General features: G+C 72.5%; 17 protein-coding genes. 12 read left to right on the plus strand and 5 right to left on the minus strand.

Annotation, left to right across the window (positions count from 1 at the left end; all coding sequences use genetic code 11):
• Positions 1 to 155 precede the first annotated feature (155 nt).
• On the plus strand, positions 156 to 677 hold the full coding sequence (locus ACYQ77_RS31150) for a YbaK/EbsC family protein (RefSeq protein ID WP_459717427.1): 522 nt from the start codon (positions 156 to 158) through the stop codon (positions 675 to 677).
• Positions 674 to 1237, plus strand: a complete 564-nt coding sequence (locus ACYQ77_RS31155; protein WP_459717429.1) for a GNAT family N-acetyltransferase — start codon at positions 674 to 676, stop codon at positions 1235 to 1237. The genes ACYQ77_RS31150 and ACYQ77_RS31155 overlap by 4 nt, the downstream gene beginning before the upstream one ends.
• Before the next feature lie 45 nt (positions 1238 to 1282).
• On the opposite strand, the gene ACYQ77_RS31160 is transcribed toward ACYQ77_RS31155, so the two are convergent.
• Positions 1283 to 2059 carry a GTP cyclohydrolase II gene (locus ACYQ77_RS31160; RefSeq protein WP_459717432.1) on the minus strand — a complete coding sequence of 259 codons (777 nt, stop codon included), beginning with the start codon at positions 2057 to 2059 and terminating at the stop codon, positions 1283 to 1285.
• A gap of 5 nt (positions 2060 to 2064) precedes the next feature.
• On the minus strand, positions 2065 to 3528 hold the full coding sequence (locus tag ACYQ77_RS31165) for a PfkB family carbohydrate kinase (protein WP_459717435.1): 1464 nt from the start codon (positions 3526 to 3528) through the stop codon (positions 2065 to 2067).
• Between the two features lie 277 nt (positions 3529 to 3805).
• Here ACYQ77_RS31165 and ACYQ77_RS31170 point away from each other — a divergent pair, with 277 nt between their 5' ends.
• A complete protein-coding gene (locus ACYQ77_RS31170) occupies positions 3806 to 4624 on the plus strand; it encodes an MBL fold metallo-hydrolase (RefSeq protein ID WP_459717437.1) in 819 nt (272 codons plus the stop codon).
• Between the two features lie 385 nt (positions 4625 to 5009).
• Here ACYQ77_RS31170 and ACYQ77_RS31175 read toward each other — a convergent pair whose 3' ends face one another.
• Positions 5010 to 6662, minus strand: a complete 1653-nt coding sequence (locus tag ACYQ77_RS31175; protein WP_459717440.1) for a DUF885 domain-containing protein — start codon at positions 6660 to 6662, stop codon at positions 5010 to 5012.
• A gap of 76 nt (positions 6663 to 6738) precedes the next feature.
• Here ACYQ77_RS31175 and ACYQ77_RS31180 point away from each other — a divergent pair, with 76 nt between their 5' ends.
• Entirely contained in the window at positions 6739 to 7413 is a 675-nt protein-coding gene (locus ACYQ77_RS31180; RefSeq protein ID WP_459717442.1) for an LppM family (lipo)protein, read from the plus strand.
• A gap of 31 nt (positions 7414 to 7444) precedes the next feature.
• Here the strand turns inward: ACYQ77_RS31180 and ACYQ77_RS31185 are convergent, their stop codons facing one another.
• Complete coding sequence (locus ACYQ77_RS31185; RefSeq protein WP_459717445.1) at positions 7445 to 8350, minus strand: methylenetetrahydrofolate reductase; 906 nt, start codon at positions 8348 to 8350, stop codon at positions 7445 to 7447.
• Positions 8351 to 8431: 81 nt separating this feature from the next.
• Here ACYQ77_RS31185 and ACYQ77_RS31190 point away from each other — a divergent pair, with 81 nt between their 5' ends.
• The 7 genes from ACYQ77_RS31190 (at position 8432) to ACYQ77_RS31220 (ending at position 14985) form a co-directional block, all read left to right on the plus strand.
• Positions 8432 to 9544 carry a polyprenyl synthetase family protein gene (locus ACYQ77_RS31190; protein ID WP_459717448.1) on the plus strand — a complete coding sequence of 371 codons (1113 nt, stop codon included), beginning with the start codon at positions 8432 to 8434 and terminating at the stop codon, positions 9542 to 9544.
• Entirely contained in the window at positions 9545 to 11065 is a 1521-nt protein-coding gene (gene crtI, locus ACYQ77_RS31195) for a phytoene desaturase family protein (protein ID WP_459717451.1), read from the plus strand.
• A gap of 67 nt (positions 11066 to 11132) precedes the next feature.
• Positions 11133 to 12536, plus strand: a complete 1404-nt coding sequence (locus ACYQ77_RS31200; RefSeq protein WP_459717453.1) for a hypothetical protein — start codon at positions 11133 to 11135, stop codon at positions 12534 to 12536.
• Complete coding sequence (locus ACYQ77_RS31205; RefSeq protein ID WP_459717456.1) at positions 12533 to 13426, plus strand: phytoene/squalene synthase family protein; 894 nt, start codon at positions 12533 to 12535, stop codon at positions 13424 to 13426. The genes ACYQ77_RS31200 and ACYQ77_RS31205 overlap by 4 nt, the downstream gene beginning before the upstream one ends.
• Before the next feature lie 97 nt (positions 13427 to 13523).
• Positions 13524 to 14012: a hypothetical protein gene (locus ACYQ77_RS31210; protein WP_459717459.1), complete on the plus strand. Its 489-nt coding sequence runs from the start codon at positions 13524 to 13526 to the stop codon at positions 14010 to 14012.
• Positions 14013 to 14029: 17 nt separating this feature from the next.
• Complete coding sequence (locus ACYQ77_RS31215) at positions 14030 to 14308, plus strand: hypothetical protein (protein WP_459717462.1); 279 nt, start codon at positions 14030 to 14032, stop codon at positions 14306 to 14308.
• Positions 14305 to 14985 carry a MauE/DoxX family redox-associated membrane protein gene (locus ACYQ77_RS31220; protein WP_459717465.1) on the plus strand — a complete coding sequence of 227 codons (681 nt, stop codon included), beginning with the start codon at positions 14305 to 14307 and terminating at the stop codon, positions 14983 to 14985. Before ACYQ77_RS31215 ends, ACYQ77_RS31220 begins: the two co-directional genes overlap by 4 nt.
• On the opposite strand, the gene ACYQ77_RS31225 is transcribed toward ACYQ77_RS31220, so the two are convergent.
• Positions 14967 to 15338 carry an Rv2175c family DNA-binding protein gene (locus ACYQ77_RS31225; protein ID WP_459717467.1) on the minus strand — a complete coding sequence of 124 codons (372 nt, stop codon included), beginning with the start codon at positions 15336 to 15338 and terminating at the stop codon, positions 14967 to 14969. The genes ACYQ77_RS31220 and ACYQ77_RS31225 overlap by 19 nt on opposite strands.
• A 125-nt stretch (positions 15339 to 15463) precedes the next feature.
• Here ACYQ77_RS31225 and ACYQ77_RS31230 point away from each other — a divergent pair, with 125 nt between their 5' ends.
• Positions 15464 to 17593 carry a Stk1 family PASTA domain-containing Ser/Thr kinase gene (locus tag ACYQ77_RS31230; protein WP_459717470.1) on the plus strand — a complete coding sequence of 710 codons (2130 nt, stop codon included), beginning with the start codon at positions 15464 to 15466 and terminating at the stop codon, positions 17591 to 17593.
• Positions 17594 to 17607: the final 14 nt, after the last annotated feature.

The raw sequence follows: 17607 nt of genomic DNA on the forward strand, positions 1-17607 counted from the left end.
GGGCTCGGTGGCAAGGCGCTTCCCCCACCCTGCCACCGAGCCGGCGTTCGAACGGGTGTTCGAACAATTCGAGCTTAGCCGCGGCTGCCGGGAGACTCAACCTCGACCGGGAATTTCAGCGGCGATCGTGGCCACATCCGTGGTCAGATAGGCCCATGACCTCTCTGGACCACCCCTCGATCAGCAAGTCGGCCGCCGCGCTGCGGGAGGCGGGCATGACCGCCGCCGCGGACGGCATCCGCATCCTCGACGACGAGGTGCGCACCGCGGCGGCGGCCGCGGCCGCGCTCGGCGTCGAGGTCGGGGCGATCGCCAACAGCCTCGTCTTCCGGGCTACGCACGGTGACGAGGTGCGCCCGCTGCTCGCGCTGACCTCCGGCGCCCACCGCGCGGACACGGCGGTCCTCGCGGCCCTCGTCGGCGCGGACGAGGTGGGCAAGGCCGACCCGGCGTTCGTGCGCGAACACACCGGTCAGGCGATCGGCGGGGTGGCGCCGATGGGACATCCGCACCGGATTCGCACGATCGTGGACGAAGACCTGGCACGCTATGCGGTGGTGTGGGCGGCCGCAGGCCACCCGAAGTCCGTGTTCCCGACGACCTACGCCGATTTGCTCACCCTGACGGGGGGCACGGCTGCGGCCGTCGCGGACGGAGAGGAGAATCGCCTGTCGTGACCGCGGTCCCGCCACGAGTGGAACGGTTCGTCGACCTCTCCGCCGACGAACTGCGCTCCCGCCTGCCAGAAGCGTTGTCGCTGTACGTCACGGCGATGCGCTACCCAGCGGGCACGGCGGAGCAACGCGCGCCCATGTGGCTCGCGCACATGCTCCGCGCGGAGTGGCGTTGCGTCGCCGCCTTCGACACCGACGACCGCATGGTCGGCATCGCCTACGGCTACCGGGGCGCGGCGGGCCAGTGGTGGCACGAGCAGGTGCGGCGCGGGATCATCGAGCAGTCCGGCACCGAGCAGGCGGACCGCTGGCTGGACGACTACTTCGAGCTGACCGAGGTGCACGTCGCGCCCGCGAGCCAGGGCCGGGGCATCGGCGAGGAGCTGCTGCGCAGGCTGCTGGCGGGGGTGCGCACGTCGAAGGTGCTCCTGTCGACCCCGGAGGGGCCGACGCGCGCGTGGCGGCTGTACTACCGGATGGGCTTCACCGACGTGCTGCGCCACTACCGGTTCACCGGCGACCCCCGCCCGTTCGGCGTGCTGGGCCACACACTGCCGCTCTAGGCGTCCGGGTGGCCGGAGCGGCGGACCGCCCCGGCCACCCCGCGTTCAGCTGACCAGGTCGGTCGGGTGTGCGGACGCCACCGGCTGCTCCACGGGGTTCACCGTGGGCACCGGCAGCTCGACGACCCTGGCGGGTACCCGCTCGGGGGTCGCCTGCGGACGCCGCCTGGTCCGCCGCAGCAGCTTGTGCAGCCACCGCCAGCGTTCCCGTGCGGCGCCGGCCTCCAGCTCGGCGAGCGAGATGGTGTGGCCGTACCTGGCCTTGGCCGCCAGGTAGCTGCGTGCCTCGGCGCTCTGGCCGGGCACGAGGAACGGTTGTTGCTCGACGTGGAAGTCCGCTGTGGCCAGTGCCGCGACCTTCGCGGGGTTGTTGGTCAGCAGCCGTACCCGGCGCAGGCCGAGGCCGCGGAGGATGGCCACCGCGTCCTCATAGGACCGGGAGTCCTCCGGCAGGCCGAGCACCCGGTAGCTGGTGAACGTGTCCAGGCCCTCACGCTGGGTCAGCTGGTACCCGAGAGCCTTCGCGAGCAGTCCGGCGCCTCTCCCCTCCTGGTCGAGGTAGATGAGCACACCGGAGCCCGCCTTGCGCATCATGGCCATCGACTGCCGCAGTTGGTCCCGGCAGTCGCAGTCGACGGACTCGAAGATCTCGCCGTACACACACCGCGAGTGAATTCGAACGAGACACCCGTCCTCGGGTTCGCCGAACACCGCGGCGCACGGCTGGTTGCCGTGCACGTCGGAACCCCGGCCGAGCACGACGACGCGGAAGTCCCCGTCTGCGTGCCTCAGCTCATGTTCCGTCAGGTTTTCATCGCCCACGCGGGCTACCCCACACTCTGGTCCGACTCCATGATCCGTCCGACATCGCCGGGCTTGGGCATGGCGTCTGTGATGATGTCGATGGAAAGGTTCGTGGCCATCGCCGCGCTCGCCCACTCAAGGCTCTCGCGGGTGAGGCCACCGCGGCCGATCCTGAGCAAATGATGTACCAGGGCCGCCGAGAAGGCTTCTCTAGCCCCCGGGGAATCGGTGAGCGGTACCGATGGTGCGTCGATGTCCGCTTCCAACTCACGAGATCTGATGCGGCAGCGGAAGTTCTCCACTGAACAGACCGTCGCCACGCCCATGGTGCGCAGCTGACGAGCGATCTCGTCAAAGCTCTTGTTGTCGTCGAAGGGGGGCAGCAGCTTGCTCAGCGCCCATTCGGAACCCACGACGTAATCCACGCCGGTGAACTGCCGGTAGATCTGCTGTGGACGGTCCAGGGGTGGGGACGCCTGCAGCAGCACCAGCGGTTTCCTCGGCAGATTCCGCGCGGTGTCCAACGTCCACTTGACGACGTCGACCGGCGCTTCCAGGGTCACGAGCACGGCGTCGGCCTCGGCCAGCGCACGGCTCATCGCCTGGCTTCGCATGTCTCTTGTGGAGAGTGCGACCCGGAGCTCGTTCTTCCAGCCGATCGTGGCGGCGTCTCCGTTGGGCAGCACAATAACCTGTGCCACGGGGGTCGCTTCGCCCGGTGCTTCCACGATCAAGTCCGTGGCCAGGTCCTCGCTGCGCATGTACTCGAGGAGCCTGGTCGCGGCCGAGTCGCCGCCCACGGCGGCGGCGAAGCGGATGTCGAAGCCCATGCGCCTGCCCGCCACGGAGAGGTTGAGCCCCTTGCCGCCGGGGTTCATGTGGAACGACGTGGCCTGCACGGACGTGCCCGCGACCGGCAGCTGCTCGACGACCGTGATGTGGTCCATCACCGCGCCGCCCACCACCAGGACCGTGTTGCCGGGTTCCTCCGTCGACTCGCGACGCGCCATGCCCGCGGCACGCACGCAGCGCTCGGCCAGCACGCCGAGCGTCTTCTCCTCGACCGAGCCGCGCAGGCTGCGCACGGTCGGCGCGGGTGGCGGGGTCGCCACGCCCATCAGCTCGTGCAGCGTGTGCCAGCCCTCCGACAGCGCGATCCGCCGCACGCCGAGGTCGGCGCGGTAGAGGCGGTTGGCGAGCGCAGGCTGGTCGGTGAGCTCGTCGGCCAGCATGCCGAGCGCGAGCACCACGTCGGCGATGAGCCGGTCGGTGGGCTCCAGCTCGGCGACGACCGCGGCCACCGCGTCGACGATGGCCTGCTCGACCGGCGCGCCGGACTCGCGGATGGCGCGCTGGACCGCCGGCAGGTCCGCGAGGACGCGCGTGTCCACTTCCGTGTCACGCAGCCGTCTGGCGGTCAGACCGGCATGGGTCCTCAGCTTGAGGAAGACGCCGCGGACGCCGATGACTTCCGCGTCGGTTGCCATGGCCGACCTCCACTGGGGTGTCACTTGCCTCCACTATCCCGCGCCGCGCAAGCACAAGGCACGAACTTTCTCGATGTCTATGATGACCGGTCTATTGAATTCTCTAGACCAGTCGTCATATTCTGCTGTCGAGCCCGCACACCGGGGCCACCGCTTCCTCCGAACGGGGGTCCGCCACTCCGACGGCAGGGCTAGCACACGACCGGATTGCCCCATTCGGTGGACAAAGCGAGTGATTTTCGCGGTTTCCACATTTATCGGGAGTTTTGGAGCACGGATGAACGTCACCCACCTCAACTGCGGCACCATGCGCGAGATCCCCGCGGACGGCAGGGACCCCGCGCGGGTCGTGTGCCACTGCCTCGTCGTCGAGGCGGACCACGGCCTGGTGCTGGTGGAGACCGGCTTCGGCGCGATCGACATCGGGCAGCCGGAGGTCGCGCTGGGCCCGGACTTCCTGGCCCGCACCGAGCCGGTCCTCGACCCGTCGGAGACGGCGGCGGCGCAGCTCGTGGCCCGCGGCTACGACCCGGCGGACGTCACCGACATCGTGCTCACGCACCTCGACCTCGACCACAGCGGCGGGCTGCCCGACTTCCCGGCCGCCCGCGTCCACGTGCACGACGCCGAGTACCGGGCCGCCATGGCGACGACCAGCACGCACCCGGAACACACGCTCCGGTACCGCCCCGCGCACTGGGCGCACCGGCCGCGGTGGGTGACCTACCCGTCACGCCGCGACACGACGTGGTTCGGCTTCGACGCGGTGCACCTCGACGGGCTGCCTGCCGATGTGCTGCTGGTGCCCCTCGCGGGGCACACGCCGGGCCACTGCGCGGTGGCCGTCCGCGGCGGCGACCGCTGGCTGCTGCACGCGGGCGACGCGTTCTACTACGACGGCCAGATCGCGCCGCGGCGGTGGGAGATCCCGCTGTGGGACGCGTTCGAGGAGATCACCGAGACCGACCGGCCACTGCGGATCGGCAACCAGGCCCGGCTGCGCGAACTGGTCCGCGACCACGGCGACGAGGTGCGCGTCTTCTCCGCGCACGACCCGTGGGCCTTCGCCGAGGTGACGACCCCGGCAACGGCGTAGCGCCGGACGCCGGGCACAGGCCTTGTGTGGGTTGTCCCCGTCCTGGGTTTGTCTTCGCCGGACGGGCGTCCTCGCCGGAGGGCGTCCTGCCGGACGGGCCTCCTCGCCGGAGGGGCTGGTCTCCGGGATGGCGGGGGTCTTGCACGGGGTTGGGTTGGCAGGGACTGGTGTCCGTGGCGGTGCCTGCCATCCCGTCGACCTCCCGGAGGGCTATCACACCGCGTCAAGGGGGCCCGGGGATTTGGGCATGTGGTTGGTTCGTGCTTCGGGCCCCCTTGACACGGCGTGATCGGGCTTCGCCAGGTCGACGGGATGGCAGGCACCCCTCACGGGGTTGATGGGGCTTCGCCCGCTTCGCGGGGCCGGGCGCGCAGCGCCCGAACCGTCAGATTCTGGCCAGGCACTCCCGCATGGTGTCCATGCCCATCTGGCCCAGGTAGAGGGCCTCCATGTGGAAGTGCTTGAGGTCGAAGGCGGCGCCCGCGCGGGCCTTCGCGTCCTCGCGGGCCTCCAGCCACAGCCGCTCGCCCAGCTTGTAGGCGGGTGCCTGGCCGCCCCAGCCGAGGTACCGGTCCACCTCGTCGACGACCGTCGCGTGCTCGGTGATCGTGCGGGTCAGCATGAACTCCAGGCCCAGCTCCGGGGTCCAGGTCTCCCCCTCGTGGAAGCCGGTGCCCGACGGGATCCCCAGCTCCATGTGCATGCCGATGTCGATGATCACGCGCGCGGCGCGGAAGATGTTCTCGTTGAGCATCCCGAACAGGTTGCCGTCGTCGGACAGGTACCCGAACTCGCGCATCAGGCGCTCGGCGTACAGCGCCCAGCCCTCCGAGTAGGCGGGCACCCACGACAGCATCCGCTGGAACTTGTTCAGCCGCTCGGCGTGGTACATCGCCGTCGCGATCTGCATGTGGTGGCCCGGCACGCCCTCGTGGTACACGATGCTGGTCTCGCGCCACGTGGTGAACGAGTCCTTGTTCGGCGGCAGCGCCCACCACATCGCGCCCGGACGGCTGAAGTCGTCGCTCGGGTTCGTGTAGTACGCGCCCGCCGAGCCGCCGGGCGGGGCGATCTTGCAGTCGAGCCGCATGATCTCGTCGGGGATGTCGAAGTGGACCCCCCGCAGGTCGGCCAGGGCCTGGTCGGACAGCTTCTGCATCCACTCGCGGAACGCCTCGACGCCCTGCACCTGGTAGCGGGGGTCGGCGTCGAGCGCGTCGGCGGCCTCGGCGAGGGTCGCGCCCGGCTTGATCCGGTTCGCGACCTCCCGCATCTCGGCCTCGAGGCGCATGAACTCGGCCCAGCCCCACTCGTAGGCCTCGCGCAGGTCCAGCGCGGCACCCAGGTAGCGGCGGGACAGCAGCTTGTAGACGTCCTCGCCGACCGCGTCCTTCGCCGGCGCCTTGGGCAGCAGCTCGGTGCGCAGGAAACCGGCCAGCTCCGCGTACGCCCGCGACGCCGCCGCCGCGCCCGCGTCCAGGTCGGCACGCAGGCTGTCCGGCACGTCCGCCGCGCCCGCGACGAAGTCGGTGAAGAAGTTCTCGCTCCACTGCTCGCACTGGTCGGCCACCTTGCCGACCTGCCGGACCGCGGACACGTCGCCCTTCGCGGCCGCGTGCAGCAGGCTCGCGCGGTAGCCGGCGATGGCGTCGGGCAGGCGGGACAGGCGGGTCGCGATCGTGGCCCAGTCGTCGGCGCTGCCGGCGGGCATCAGGTCGAACGTGGACCGCAGGGTCTGCGGCGGGCTCGCGAGCACGTTCAGGTCCGCGTCGACGAGACCGGCCTCGTACGCCTCGACCTCGACGCCGAGCCGTTCGGTGAACACCGCCTTCGCCACGTGCTCGGCGTGGTCGGCGGGTTCGACGGCGGCGACGGCGGCGAGCGCGCGCCGCTGCAGCTCGGTGACCGCGGCGTTCCCGTCGGGCGACAGGTCCGGCCACCGGTCGTCGTGGCCGGGGATGCCCAGTTCGGTGGCCACCGTCGGCAGGAGCCGGACGTAGTCGTCGACGTACTCGTCGCTGATGCGCTGCACGGTCATGGCGCGCACGGTACCGACCGGCGCCTGCCCGCACACGGGATTTCGCACCCGGCCGGGGTACTGGCAGGATGGCGCGGTGCGCAGGGTCTTACGGGTCACAGGGCTGCTCGCGCTGTTCGGTGTGCTGATGCTCTCACTGACCGGGTGCCTGCGTGTCCACGCCGCGATCGCGGTGTCGCCGGACGACCTCGTGTCGGGTGAGCTGATCGTCGCCGCGCTGCCGGTCAGTGAGCAGGACAACGGGCCGCCGCTGACCATCCCGCCCGAGCTGTCCGACCGGGTGCAGGCGGAGAAGTACGCCCAGGACGGCTACGTCGGTCAGAAGGTGACGTTCACCGACCTGCGCTTCACCGACGTCCAGACCCTCGTGGAGACGATCTCCGAGGCCGACGAGTTCCGGCTGTCGTTCCGCCGGGCGGGCGACCTCGTGACCCTCGCCGGTTCGGTCGACCTGATGCAGGTGCCCAAGGACCGCGCGGACGTCCAGATCAAGGTCGCCTTCCCCGGCTCGGTCACCAGGACCAACGGCGACGAGGACGGCGGCACGATCAGCTGGTCCCCGAAACCGGCCGCGGTCACCGAGTTCGACGCGATCGCGCAGTACTCCGACACGGACGGCGAGTCGCTGACCAAGTGGGTGACGATCGTCGGCGGCGGCGCGCTGGGCGCGGCCCTGATCGCCGCCCTCCTCGCGCTGATCGCCCACCGCCGCAGCCTGAGCGCGGAACGCGCCCAGGCGCGGCGGTACTAGCCGGGGCCCTCGATCGCCGTCGACGCGCCGGTCAGGACGCCGAGCTGAGGCGGGAGCGGCCAGGGGCCAGGCCCAGGCGGTCGACCACGATCTCCTTGGTCGCCTTCGAGCGGTTGAACGTGTAGAAGTGCAGGCTCGGCACGCCCTCGGCGAGGAGCCGTTCGCACAGCTCCGTGGTGACGTTCATGCCCTCCTCGCGGAACGCCTTCGGGTCGGCGGCCAGCGGGTCGAGGCGCGCGGCGAGCGACGCGGGCACGTCGGCGCCCGACAGCTCCACGGTCTTGCTCAGGATCTTCGGCGTGGTCAGCGGCATCACGCCGGGCAGCAGCAGCGTCTCGCAGCCGGCTGCGGCGACTCGGTCGCGCAGGCGCAGGAAGTCCTCGGCCTCGAAGAACAGCTGGGCGATGGCGAAGTCGGCGCCCGCGCGGAGCTTGCGGACCAGGTACCTCGTGTCCTCGTCGAGGTCGGCGGAGCGCGGGTGGCCGTACGGGAACGCCGACACGCCGACGCAGAAGTCGCCGAGCGAGCGGACCAGGGTCACCAGTTCCTCGGCGTACTCGAGGCCCTCGGGGTGCTTCACCCACTCGCCGTTGGGGTCACCCGGCGGGTCACCGCGCAGCGCCAGCACGTTGCGGATGCCGAGCGAGGCGTACCAGCCGATGACGTTGCGCAGCTCGGCCACGGAGTGGTCCACCGCGGTCAGGTGGGCCATCGAGACCAGCGTGGTCTCGGTCACCACGCGCCCGGTGGTCCTGATCGTGCGGTCCCGGCTCGACCCGCCCGCGCCGTAGGTCACCGACACGAACGCCGGGTCGAGACCCTCCAACGAGCGGATCGCGTTCCACAGCCGGAGTTCGTCCGCGTCGTCGCGCGGCGGCATGAACTCGACGGAGAACACCGGCCGGTCACCTGGGATGCGGGCCACCACCGAAGTCATGTACCTGAGGGTAGTGACCCTGCCTACAGATCCCCTCGACACCCACCCCCGCCGGTGCGTTCCCGCCACGGACCACGCACCATGGTCAGCGTGACCCCCGAGCGCGTAGCTGAGGACATCGACGGCGCGGTGCACCTGCACGTCGAGAAGCTCCTCCGCGGCTACCTCGCCGAGCGCCGTGCCGAGCTGCCCGAGCAGGCGCAGACGTTCGCGGCCGCCGTCGACACCCTCTCCGACTTCGCGCTCCGCGGCGGCAAGCGGATCCGGCCCACGTTCGCGTGGTGGGGCTGGCGCGCCGCGGGTGGCGACGGCACCGGCCCGGCGGCCGACGCCGTGCTGACCGCCGTGAGCGCGCTGGAGCTGATCCAGACGTGCGCGCTGGTCCACGACGACCTCATGGACGCCTCCGAGCTGCGCAGGGGCCACCCGACCGTGCACGTCCGGTTCACCGACGCGCACCGGGCCGGCGGCTGGCTCGGCGAGCCGGAGCGGTTCGGCATGGCGGCCGCGATCCTGCTCGGCGACCTCGCGCTCGCGTGGGCGGACGACATGTTCACCGGCGCGCCGCTGACCGAGCGGATGCGTGCCGCCGCCCGCGCGCCGTGGCTCGCGATGCGCGCCGAGATGTTCGCGGGCCAGTACCTCGACGTGCTCGCGCAGGCCGAGGGCGACGAGTCCGAGGAGCGCGCGCTGGGCGTGGCCCGGCTGAAGACCGCCGCGTACACGGTCGAGCGGCCGCTGCACATGGGCGTCGCGCTCGCGGGCGCCGACGAGGACACCATCACCGCGGTCCGCGCGTTCGGCACCGACATCGGCGTCGCGTTCCAGCTCCGCGACGACCTGCTCGGCGTGTACGGCGACACCGAGGTGACCGGCAAGCCCGCCGGTGACGACCTGCGCGAGGGCAAGCGCACACTGCTGGTGTCGCTCGGCCTGCGGTACGCCGACGAGGCAGGCAGGCACGCCGACGCCGACCTGGTGCGCGGCGCGCTCGGCGACCCCGACCTCACCCGGGACACCATCCGGCGGGTGCGGGAGGTGCTGGTCGAGGTCGGCGCGGTCGACGAGCTGGAACGGCGGATCGACAAGCTCACGGTGTCGGCGATGGCCGCGCTGGACTCGGCGGGGCTCGGCGAACCCGGCCGCACCCGGCTCGCGGACCTCGCGATCGCCGCGACCCGGCGGGACCGCTGAATGCGCTCGCTCCCCGGCAGCACCGATCACGTGGTCGTGGTCGGCGCGGGTCTGGCCGGGTTGTCGGCCGCCCTGCACCTGCTCGGCGCGGGCCGCCGGGTGACCCTGCTGGAGTCGGCGCCGCACGTCGGCGGCCGGGCGGGCCGCGACCGGCTCGGTGACCTCCGCATCGACACCGGCGCCTCCGTGCTGACCATGCCGGAGCTGCTCGACGAGGCGTTCTCGGCGGTCGGCTCGTCGCTCGCCGAGCGCGTCGACCTGGTCCGCCTCGACCCGGCGTACCGGGCGCACTTCGCCGACGGGTCCACGATCGCCGTGCACACCGACGCCGACGCGATGGCCGAGGAGGTCCGCCGGGTGGCCGGGCCGCGGGAGGCCGCGGGCTACCTGCGGCTGCGCCGGTGGCTCACCGAGCTGTACCGGGTCCAGCGCGACACCTTCATCGGCGCCAACTTCGACTCCCCGCTCGACCTGCTCGGCCCCAAGCTCGCGCACCTCGCCGCGCTGGGCGGGTTCGGCAGGCTCGGCCCGCGGATCGGCCGGTTCCTGTCCGACGAACGGCTGCGGCGGCTGTTCTCGTTCCAGTCCCTGTACGCGGGCCTCGCGCCGGCGCACGCGCTCGCCGCGTACGCGGTGATCGCCTACATGGACACCGTCGCGGGCGTGTACTTCCCGCGCGGCGGGATCGGCGCGGTCGCGCAGGCCATGGCCGACGCGGCGACGGACGCGGGCGCCTCGGTGCGGACCGGCACGGGCGCGGCCTGGCTGGAACGCACCGGCGACCAGGTCACGGCCGTCCGCACCACGCACGGCGAGCGGATCCCGTGCGACGCGCTCGTGCTCACCCCGGACCTGCCGGTCAGCTACCGGCTGCTGGGCATCTCGCCACGCAGGCCGCTGCGCCCCCGCTGGTCGCCGTCGGCGGTCGTGCTGCACGCGGGCGTGGACCGCACGTGGCCGGAGCTGGGCCACCACACGGTGTTCTTCGGCGCCGGGTGGGACCGCACGTTCGACGAGATCCTGCGCCGGGGCAGGCTCATGAGCGACCCGTCGCTGCTGGTCACGCGGCCGACCGCGACCGACCCCGGCCTCGCGCCCGGGGGCGGGGAGGTCCTGTCGGTGCTCGCGCCGTGCCCGAACCTCGCGAGCGCGGCGATCGACTGGGAGCGGGTCGGGCCCGCCTACCGGGCGGAGCTCGGGCAGGTGCTCGCCGCCCGCGGCCTCACCGGCTTCGACGCCGCGATCACGGTGGAACGACTGGTCACGCCCGCCGACTGGGCCGCGCAGGGCCTCGCCGCGGGCACCCCGTTCTCGCTGGCCCACACGTTTCCGCAGACCGGTCCGTTCCGGCCGCGCAACCTGGTCCGCGGCGTCGCGAACGCCGTGCTCGCGGGCTGCGGCACCACCCCCGGCGTCGGCATCCCGCCGGTCGTCATCTCCGGCAGGCTCGCCGCGGAACGCGTCACCGGGACGAACCGTCGGCAATCCGTCAGGAAGTCCCCCCGCGTCGCCGCCAACTGAGTTGGGATACTCCTGCGTGGGGATGCGCCCGGACAGGCCACGGCGTGCCCGCCGGACGGGGAGAACCATGATGACTCGGAAGCCGCGCCTCCTGGTGCCCCTCCTGGTCGCGGCCGCGCTGGGGCTGACCGCGTGCACGAACGCGGTCGGCGGGGCGCCGTCGGGTGTCGAGATCGGGCCGCTCACCACGGCGGAGGCCACCGGCGCCGCGATCGCGAACCTCGCGGAGGCCGCCGCCGTCCGCTACCAGGGCACGCTGACCGCGTCCGACGACACGGAGTTCGGCGTCGACGTGACGGCCACCAGCACCAGCGAGGTGTTCGGCAGCATCAAGGCCGACGGGCTCGGCGCGTCGGTCATCGTGCTCGACAAGACCCTCTACCTGAAGGGCAAGCCGGAGTTCTGGTCCGCCATGGCGGCCCGGTTCGGCGTCAGCTCCGGTGACGGCACCGCGCTCGGCAACCGCTGGGTGAAGCTGCCGACCGTGCTGCTCGGCGTCGAGTTCGGCGACATCTTCACCCCGGACGTGATCGGCCAGACCGCCGGCAAGGCCACCAAGGACGCGGGCAAGGCGCTGCCCACGCAGGTCACCGACGCGGGCGGCGGGGTGAGCGGGGTCGAGGTCCCCGTCGACGGCGGCACGGTCTACCTCGCGAAGGACGCGCCGCACGGCGTGGTCGCGCTCGCGCTCGACGAGGTCGGCAGCGCCGAGAACACCAAGGCACGGGACCTGCGGGTGTCGGTCACCGACGTCTCGGCGACCGCCAACAAGGTCTACACCGACCTGGCCGCCAAGGCGAAGAACGAGCTGACCACCGCGGTCGACGCGCTCACCTCGATCACCCAGGGCGGCAACCGGTTCGACAAGTGCGCCGCGACGAGCTGCACGCTGATCGTCGACATCACCAACCCGTCGAAGAAGGCCGTGAAGGTCCACCTGAAGGCCGACTGGACGGGTGACAACGCACCGCTCGGCAGCTGCGAGCAGACCGTCGGGCCGGTCCAGCCCGGCAAGTCGGCCAGCATGAGCTGCGCGATCAAGACCCAGCAGTGGGCCGACTTCTACCGGCGCGCCAACAGCGTGCCCGGCAGCCACCCGTACGGCGCCGTGTGGACCGCCCTCGCGCTGGCGGACCCGCCGGACGCCGCGCCACTCGCCGAGCGCGGCGCCGCCAAGCCCGCCGACCCGAAGGCCCGCACCGAGGGCGAGAGCGGGCACGCCGTGTACGAGATCGCCTACGCCGACGGCGTGTGGAAGTACGGCGTCGTGTCCGCCCGCTACTGGCGGGACCAGGCGAAGGAGCAGCTGCGCAGCTGCCTCGGCACCACCAAGTCCGTGTGCACGTACTCGCTCGTCACCACCGCGGAGAACCCGGTGTCGGCGTACGCGCTCGCGACCCAGCTGGTGGCGACCTACAAGCAGGAGAAGGGCACGTGCCCGGCAGGCCAGTGGGTGAGCTGCCCCAAGTGACCCTGGACGAGGCGTACCAAGCCTGCCGGGCGATCAACGCGTACCACGGGCGCACGTACTTCCTCGCCACCCGCCTGCTGCCCGCGGCGAGCAGGCCGTCGGTGCACGCCCTGTACGCGTTCGCGCGGCTCGCGGACGAGATCGTCGACAACGGGGCCGCGCCCGGCGACCCCGGCGAGGCGCTGAACAGCCTCGAGAAGGCACTCGCCGAGGCGCTGTCCGGCGGGCCGTACGCGCACCCGGTGCTGCTGGCGCTCGCCGACACGGTCCGCCGCCACGACCTCGACGAGCACCTGTTCACCGCGTTCCTCGCGTCCATGCGGATGGACCTGACGGTCACCGGCTACGCCACGTTCGCCGACCTCGCCGAGTACACCCACGGCTCGGCCGGCGTGATCGGGCTGCAGATGCTGCCGGTGCTCGGCACGTCCGTGCCGCGCGACGAGGCGGCGCCCTACGCGGCCGCGCTCGGCGAGGCGTTCCAGCTGACCAACTTCCTGCGCGACGTCGGCGAGGACCTCGACCGCGGCCGCCTGTACCTGCCCGCCGACGAGCTCGCGGCGTTCGGCGTGGACCGCGCCATGCTCGAGCACGCCCACCGCACCGGCCGCACCGAGCGGCCCATCCGGCGGGCGCTCGCCCACCTCGTGTCCTGCAACCACGCCGTCTACCGGCGGGCCGAGCCCGGCATCGGGATGCTCGCGCCGCGGGCCCGGCCGTGCATCGCCGCCGCGACCGCCATGTACCGGCGCATCCTCGACGAGATCGCGGACGCCGACTACGACGTGCTCACCAGGCGCGTGGTCGTGCCGACGCGCAGGCGGCTGCGGATCGCGGCCACGGCACTGGTCTCCGCGCTGCCCTTTGGGGTGGTCGGCGGTTCCCGTTGATCCGGTCCGCCACGACTGTCCGGCGAGGACCGTGACGAGCCATCCTCGCTGCCACGGGCCACGGACGTCGTGGCCGGTCACCGCGGGAGGAACAGCGATGACGGTGCCAGAGGGAGCGCAGCTCTCCGAGGACGGCAAGTACTGGTGGGACGGCGCCGACTGGCAGCCGGTCCCGGACGGGGACACCCAGCAGGCGGAGGTCGGCGCGCTCAGCGACGACGGCAAGTGGAAGTGGGACGGCAGCGAGTGGCAGCCGGTCGACGGCGGCGACGGCTCGGGTGCCGGCGGTGACGCACTGGCGGGCGCGCTCGCGGGCGCGGGCATCGACATCGCGCCGGAGGCCGCGGACGCGACCTACATCCAGCAGGTCGCCGAGCACGTGAACAACTGGTACGAGGGGCTCGACGAGAACAGCAAGGCGATCGTCGACGCGCTCTCCAAGCAGGGCGCCGACACCCTGCTCGCCGACCCCGAGGTCGGTGTGGTGAACGAGGGCGACCCGCTGATCACGGCGTTCGCAGGCAACAGCATGACGTTGGGCGAGTCGCTGCAGGCGACCAACCGCGCTCTCGAGCAGACCGCGTGACGAAGGGGAAGTGAACGATGGCGTGGGATGACTTCACCGCGTGCGCGGGCCGGGACGGCGAGATCCTCGCCCAGATCGGCGAGGACGGCGTCAAGGAGATCGCGGGCCTGTGGAAGATGATTCCGCAGGACGTCAAGGGCATGCTGATCGCGGCGTCCCGGTGGGGTGCCACCTACCTGGAGGCGGCGCTGGCGGCGGTCGGTGTCGCGGCCGCCGAGGTCATCGCGGCGGTCGCCGCCGGGGCCGGGCTCGGCGTGATCATGGCCGTGATCATCGACTGCTACGACCACCTGTGAGCCCTTCGCAGGGGTTCGCGCTCGCGCTGGCCGCGTTGCTGGTCAGCGCGGGCGTACCGAAGCTGTGGCGCCCCGGGCACGTCGCCGGGGCGCTTCGGCGTGTGTTCGGGCCGCGGCACGCGCACCGGCTGCGGCTCGCCGGGCGGCTGCTCGGCGCGTGGGAGCTGCTGCTCGCGGCCGCGGTGATGCTCGTCGGCGGCCGGCTCACCGGCGCCGCCCTCGCGGTCACCTACCTCGGCTTCCTCGGGTTCGTCGGCGCGGCCGTGCGCCGCGGATCGTCGTGCGGGTGCTGGGCGTCCATGACCGAGGGCCCGGCGGGCGGCGCGGAACTGGGCCGGACCGGGCTGCTGGCGGCCGCCGCCGTGTTCGTGGCCGTGACCGGGTGGACGCCCGGCGTCAGCGCGGCCGCGCTCGGCTGGGCGGCCGTGCTGCTGGCGCTGATGGTGCTGGCCGCCGTGGTCGGCGGCCGGGTCGCACCCGTGCGGTCGCGGTCGGTGGCGCGCAGGCTGGGGCGGCGGGCGGCCCCGACCCGCGGCGGGCGGCTGCTCGCGCGGGTGGTGTTCCTGGCCGGGTTCGTGCACGTCGGCACGGACGCGGAGCAGGCGAGGCTGCACCGCGCGCTCGAAGCGGAACAGAGCGCGCGGTCCCGTATGACCGCTCAGAACGCCAGGGCCTGAGCCCTGCGCTTCACCTCGCGGCCACCCGTGGCGCGCAGCGCGTCGATCGGGGTGCCGCCCGGCAACGTGTCGTCCGGCTCGAAGAGCCAGCGCAGCATGTCGTCGGGGGTGAAGCCCGCGTCCGCGAGCACCGTGATCGTGCCGGGCAGGCCCTTGACGATCTGGCCGTCCGCGGTCAGGAACGGCGCGGGCACGACCAGCACCCCGTCCCTGCGGACCGCGAGCAGCTGACCGTCCCGCAACGCCTGCCGCACCTTGTTGACCGGCAGCCCCAGGCGGTCGGCCACGTCCGGCAGCGTCAGCACCTCGACCTCGGGGCCCAGCACATCGTCGGCGGAAGGGATCGCACTCACATGGCAAACGATGCCACAGGTGCGGCCGTGGCGCGCAGACTGTTTTCCGCCCGTGTGACCCGCTCGTGACCCACAAATCGACGGCTTCGCCACGCCGTGCCGCCGGGCTCCGTACCATCACGGGCGTGGACGAAAGGGGAGCCGGCCTGATCGGTGCGCTGCTGGAGCAGCGGTACCGGGTCGACGCGCTGCTCGCCCGCGGTGGCATGTCCTCGGTGTACCGCGGGCTGGACACGCGTCTCGACCGCCGGGTCGCGATCAAGGTGATGGACGCGCGGTTCGCGGACGACCGCGCCTTCGTCGACCGCTTCGAGCGGGAGGCCAGGTCCGCCGCCAAGATCCACCACCCGAACGTGGTCGCGGTGCACGACCAGGGGGTGGACCGGTCACCGAACGGTGATCTCGTCTACCTGGTGATGGAGCTGGTCGACGGCGGCACGCTGCGTGACCTGATCAACGAGCGCGGCGCGCTCGACGTGCCGACCGCGCTGGCGATCATGGAGCCGGTGCTCTCGGCGCTGGCCGCCGCGCACCGCGCCGGGCTCGTGCACCGGGACGTCAAGCCGGAGAACGTGCTCATCGGGCACGGCGGCGAGGGCGGCAGCACGGTCAAGGTCGGCGACTTCGGCCTGGTCAGAGCCGTGCACAGCGCGGGGACCACGAGCGCGAGCGTCATCCTCGGCACGGTCGCCTACCTCTCCCCCGAGCAGGTCACCACCGGCAACGCGACCGCGGCCGGCGACGTGTACTCGGCGGGCATCGTGCTGTTCGAGGCGCTGACCGGCACCGCGCCCTACACCGGCGACAACGCGATCTCGGTGGCCTACCGGCACGTGAACGACGACGTGCCCGCGCCGTCGGCGCTCGTGCCGGGCCTCCCGCCGGAGCTCGACGACCTGGTCGTGCGCGCCACCCGGCGCGACGCGGCGCTGCGGCCCGCCGACGGCGCCGCGTTCCTCGCCGAGGTGGAGAAGCTGCGCATGATGACCGGCGCGCCGCGCGTGCCGGTCCCGGTGCCCGCGCCGACGGTCGCCGACCGCACGATGCCGGTGTCGCCCGCCATGATCGCGAGCGGCACGTCGTCCGGTGGGCTGGTGCTCGGCGACGCCGAGCAGACCGTGCGCAACGCCCCGGTTGTGTCCGCGGCCGCGCCGGCCGGCGCCACGATCGTGCGGCCTGCCCCCGGTGGGTTCCGCCCGGTCGGCCCGCAGGGCACGCGGGCCATGCTGCGCACCGACCTGTCGAGCGCCGCCGCCGCGGCCGCCACCGAGTACGTGCCACCCGTGTCCGCGCCCTTCCCCGCCCAGCAGCCGCCGGGTGGGCCGCCCCGCCCGCCGCGCAACCGGCCGCCGCAGGGCCCGAAGCCGAAGCGCAGCGGCACGTCGATCGCGCTGTGGACCGCCATCGCGGTGGTGGTGCTCGCGCTCGTCGGCACGTCGACCTGGTGGTTCACCTCCGGCCGGTACCGCACGGTGCCGAACGTCGCGGGCATGGCGACCTCGGAGGCCGAGCGGCAGCTGCAGAACAACGACCTGAACCCGCAGATCAAGACCGAGCACCACAACGACGTCAAGGCGGGCACGGTCATCCGCACCACACCCGCGTCGGGCGAGGAGATGCTGCGCGGCGACCAGGTCACCGTGTACGTGTCGCTCGGCAGGCCGAAGGTGCCCGAGGTGCGTGCGGGCGCGAACGAGGACGAGGTGTCCGACCTGATCCGCAAGCAGGGCCTGCGGCCGGAGAAGGACGACGGGAAGAACCAGTACAGCGACGACGTCGAGAAGGGCAAGGTCGTCACGGTCGACCCGCAGCCCGGCACGGAGCTGCGCCTCGGCGCGCCCGTCATCATCGTGATCAGCAAGGGCCCGGAGCCCAAACCGATCCCCGACGTGCGCAACATGACCCGCGACGAGGCGTTCACGGCGCTGACCGACGCCGGCTACCAGCCGCAGGACGGCCCACCGGAGTTCGCGGCGGACATCGAGGCGGGCCGGGTCGTCCGGACGGACCCGCAGATCGGCCAGACCGTCGAGGGCGATCAGAAGGTCGTGACCGTCTTCGTCTCCAACGCGGTCACCGTCCCCGATGTGGGTAACCGTTCCGTCGACGAGGCGAAGGCGATCCTCAGCGGGCTCGGCCTGCAGGTCGACGTCCAGGCCTTCGGCGGCGGCGGTGGCCGGGTCATCGCGCAGAACCCGGCGCCTAACAGCAAGGTCGAGCCCAACTCGAAGGTCACCATCTGGGCAATTCCCTGACGTGCGCGACCGGG

The organism is Actinophytocola sp. KF-1, from assembly GCF_054661535.1.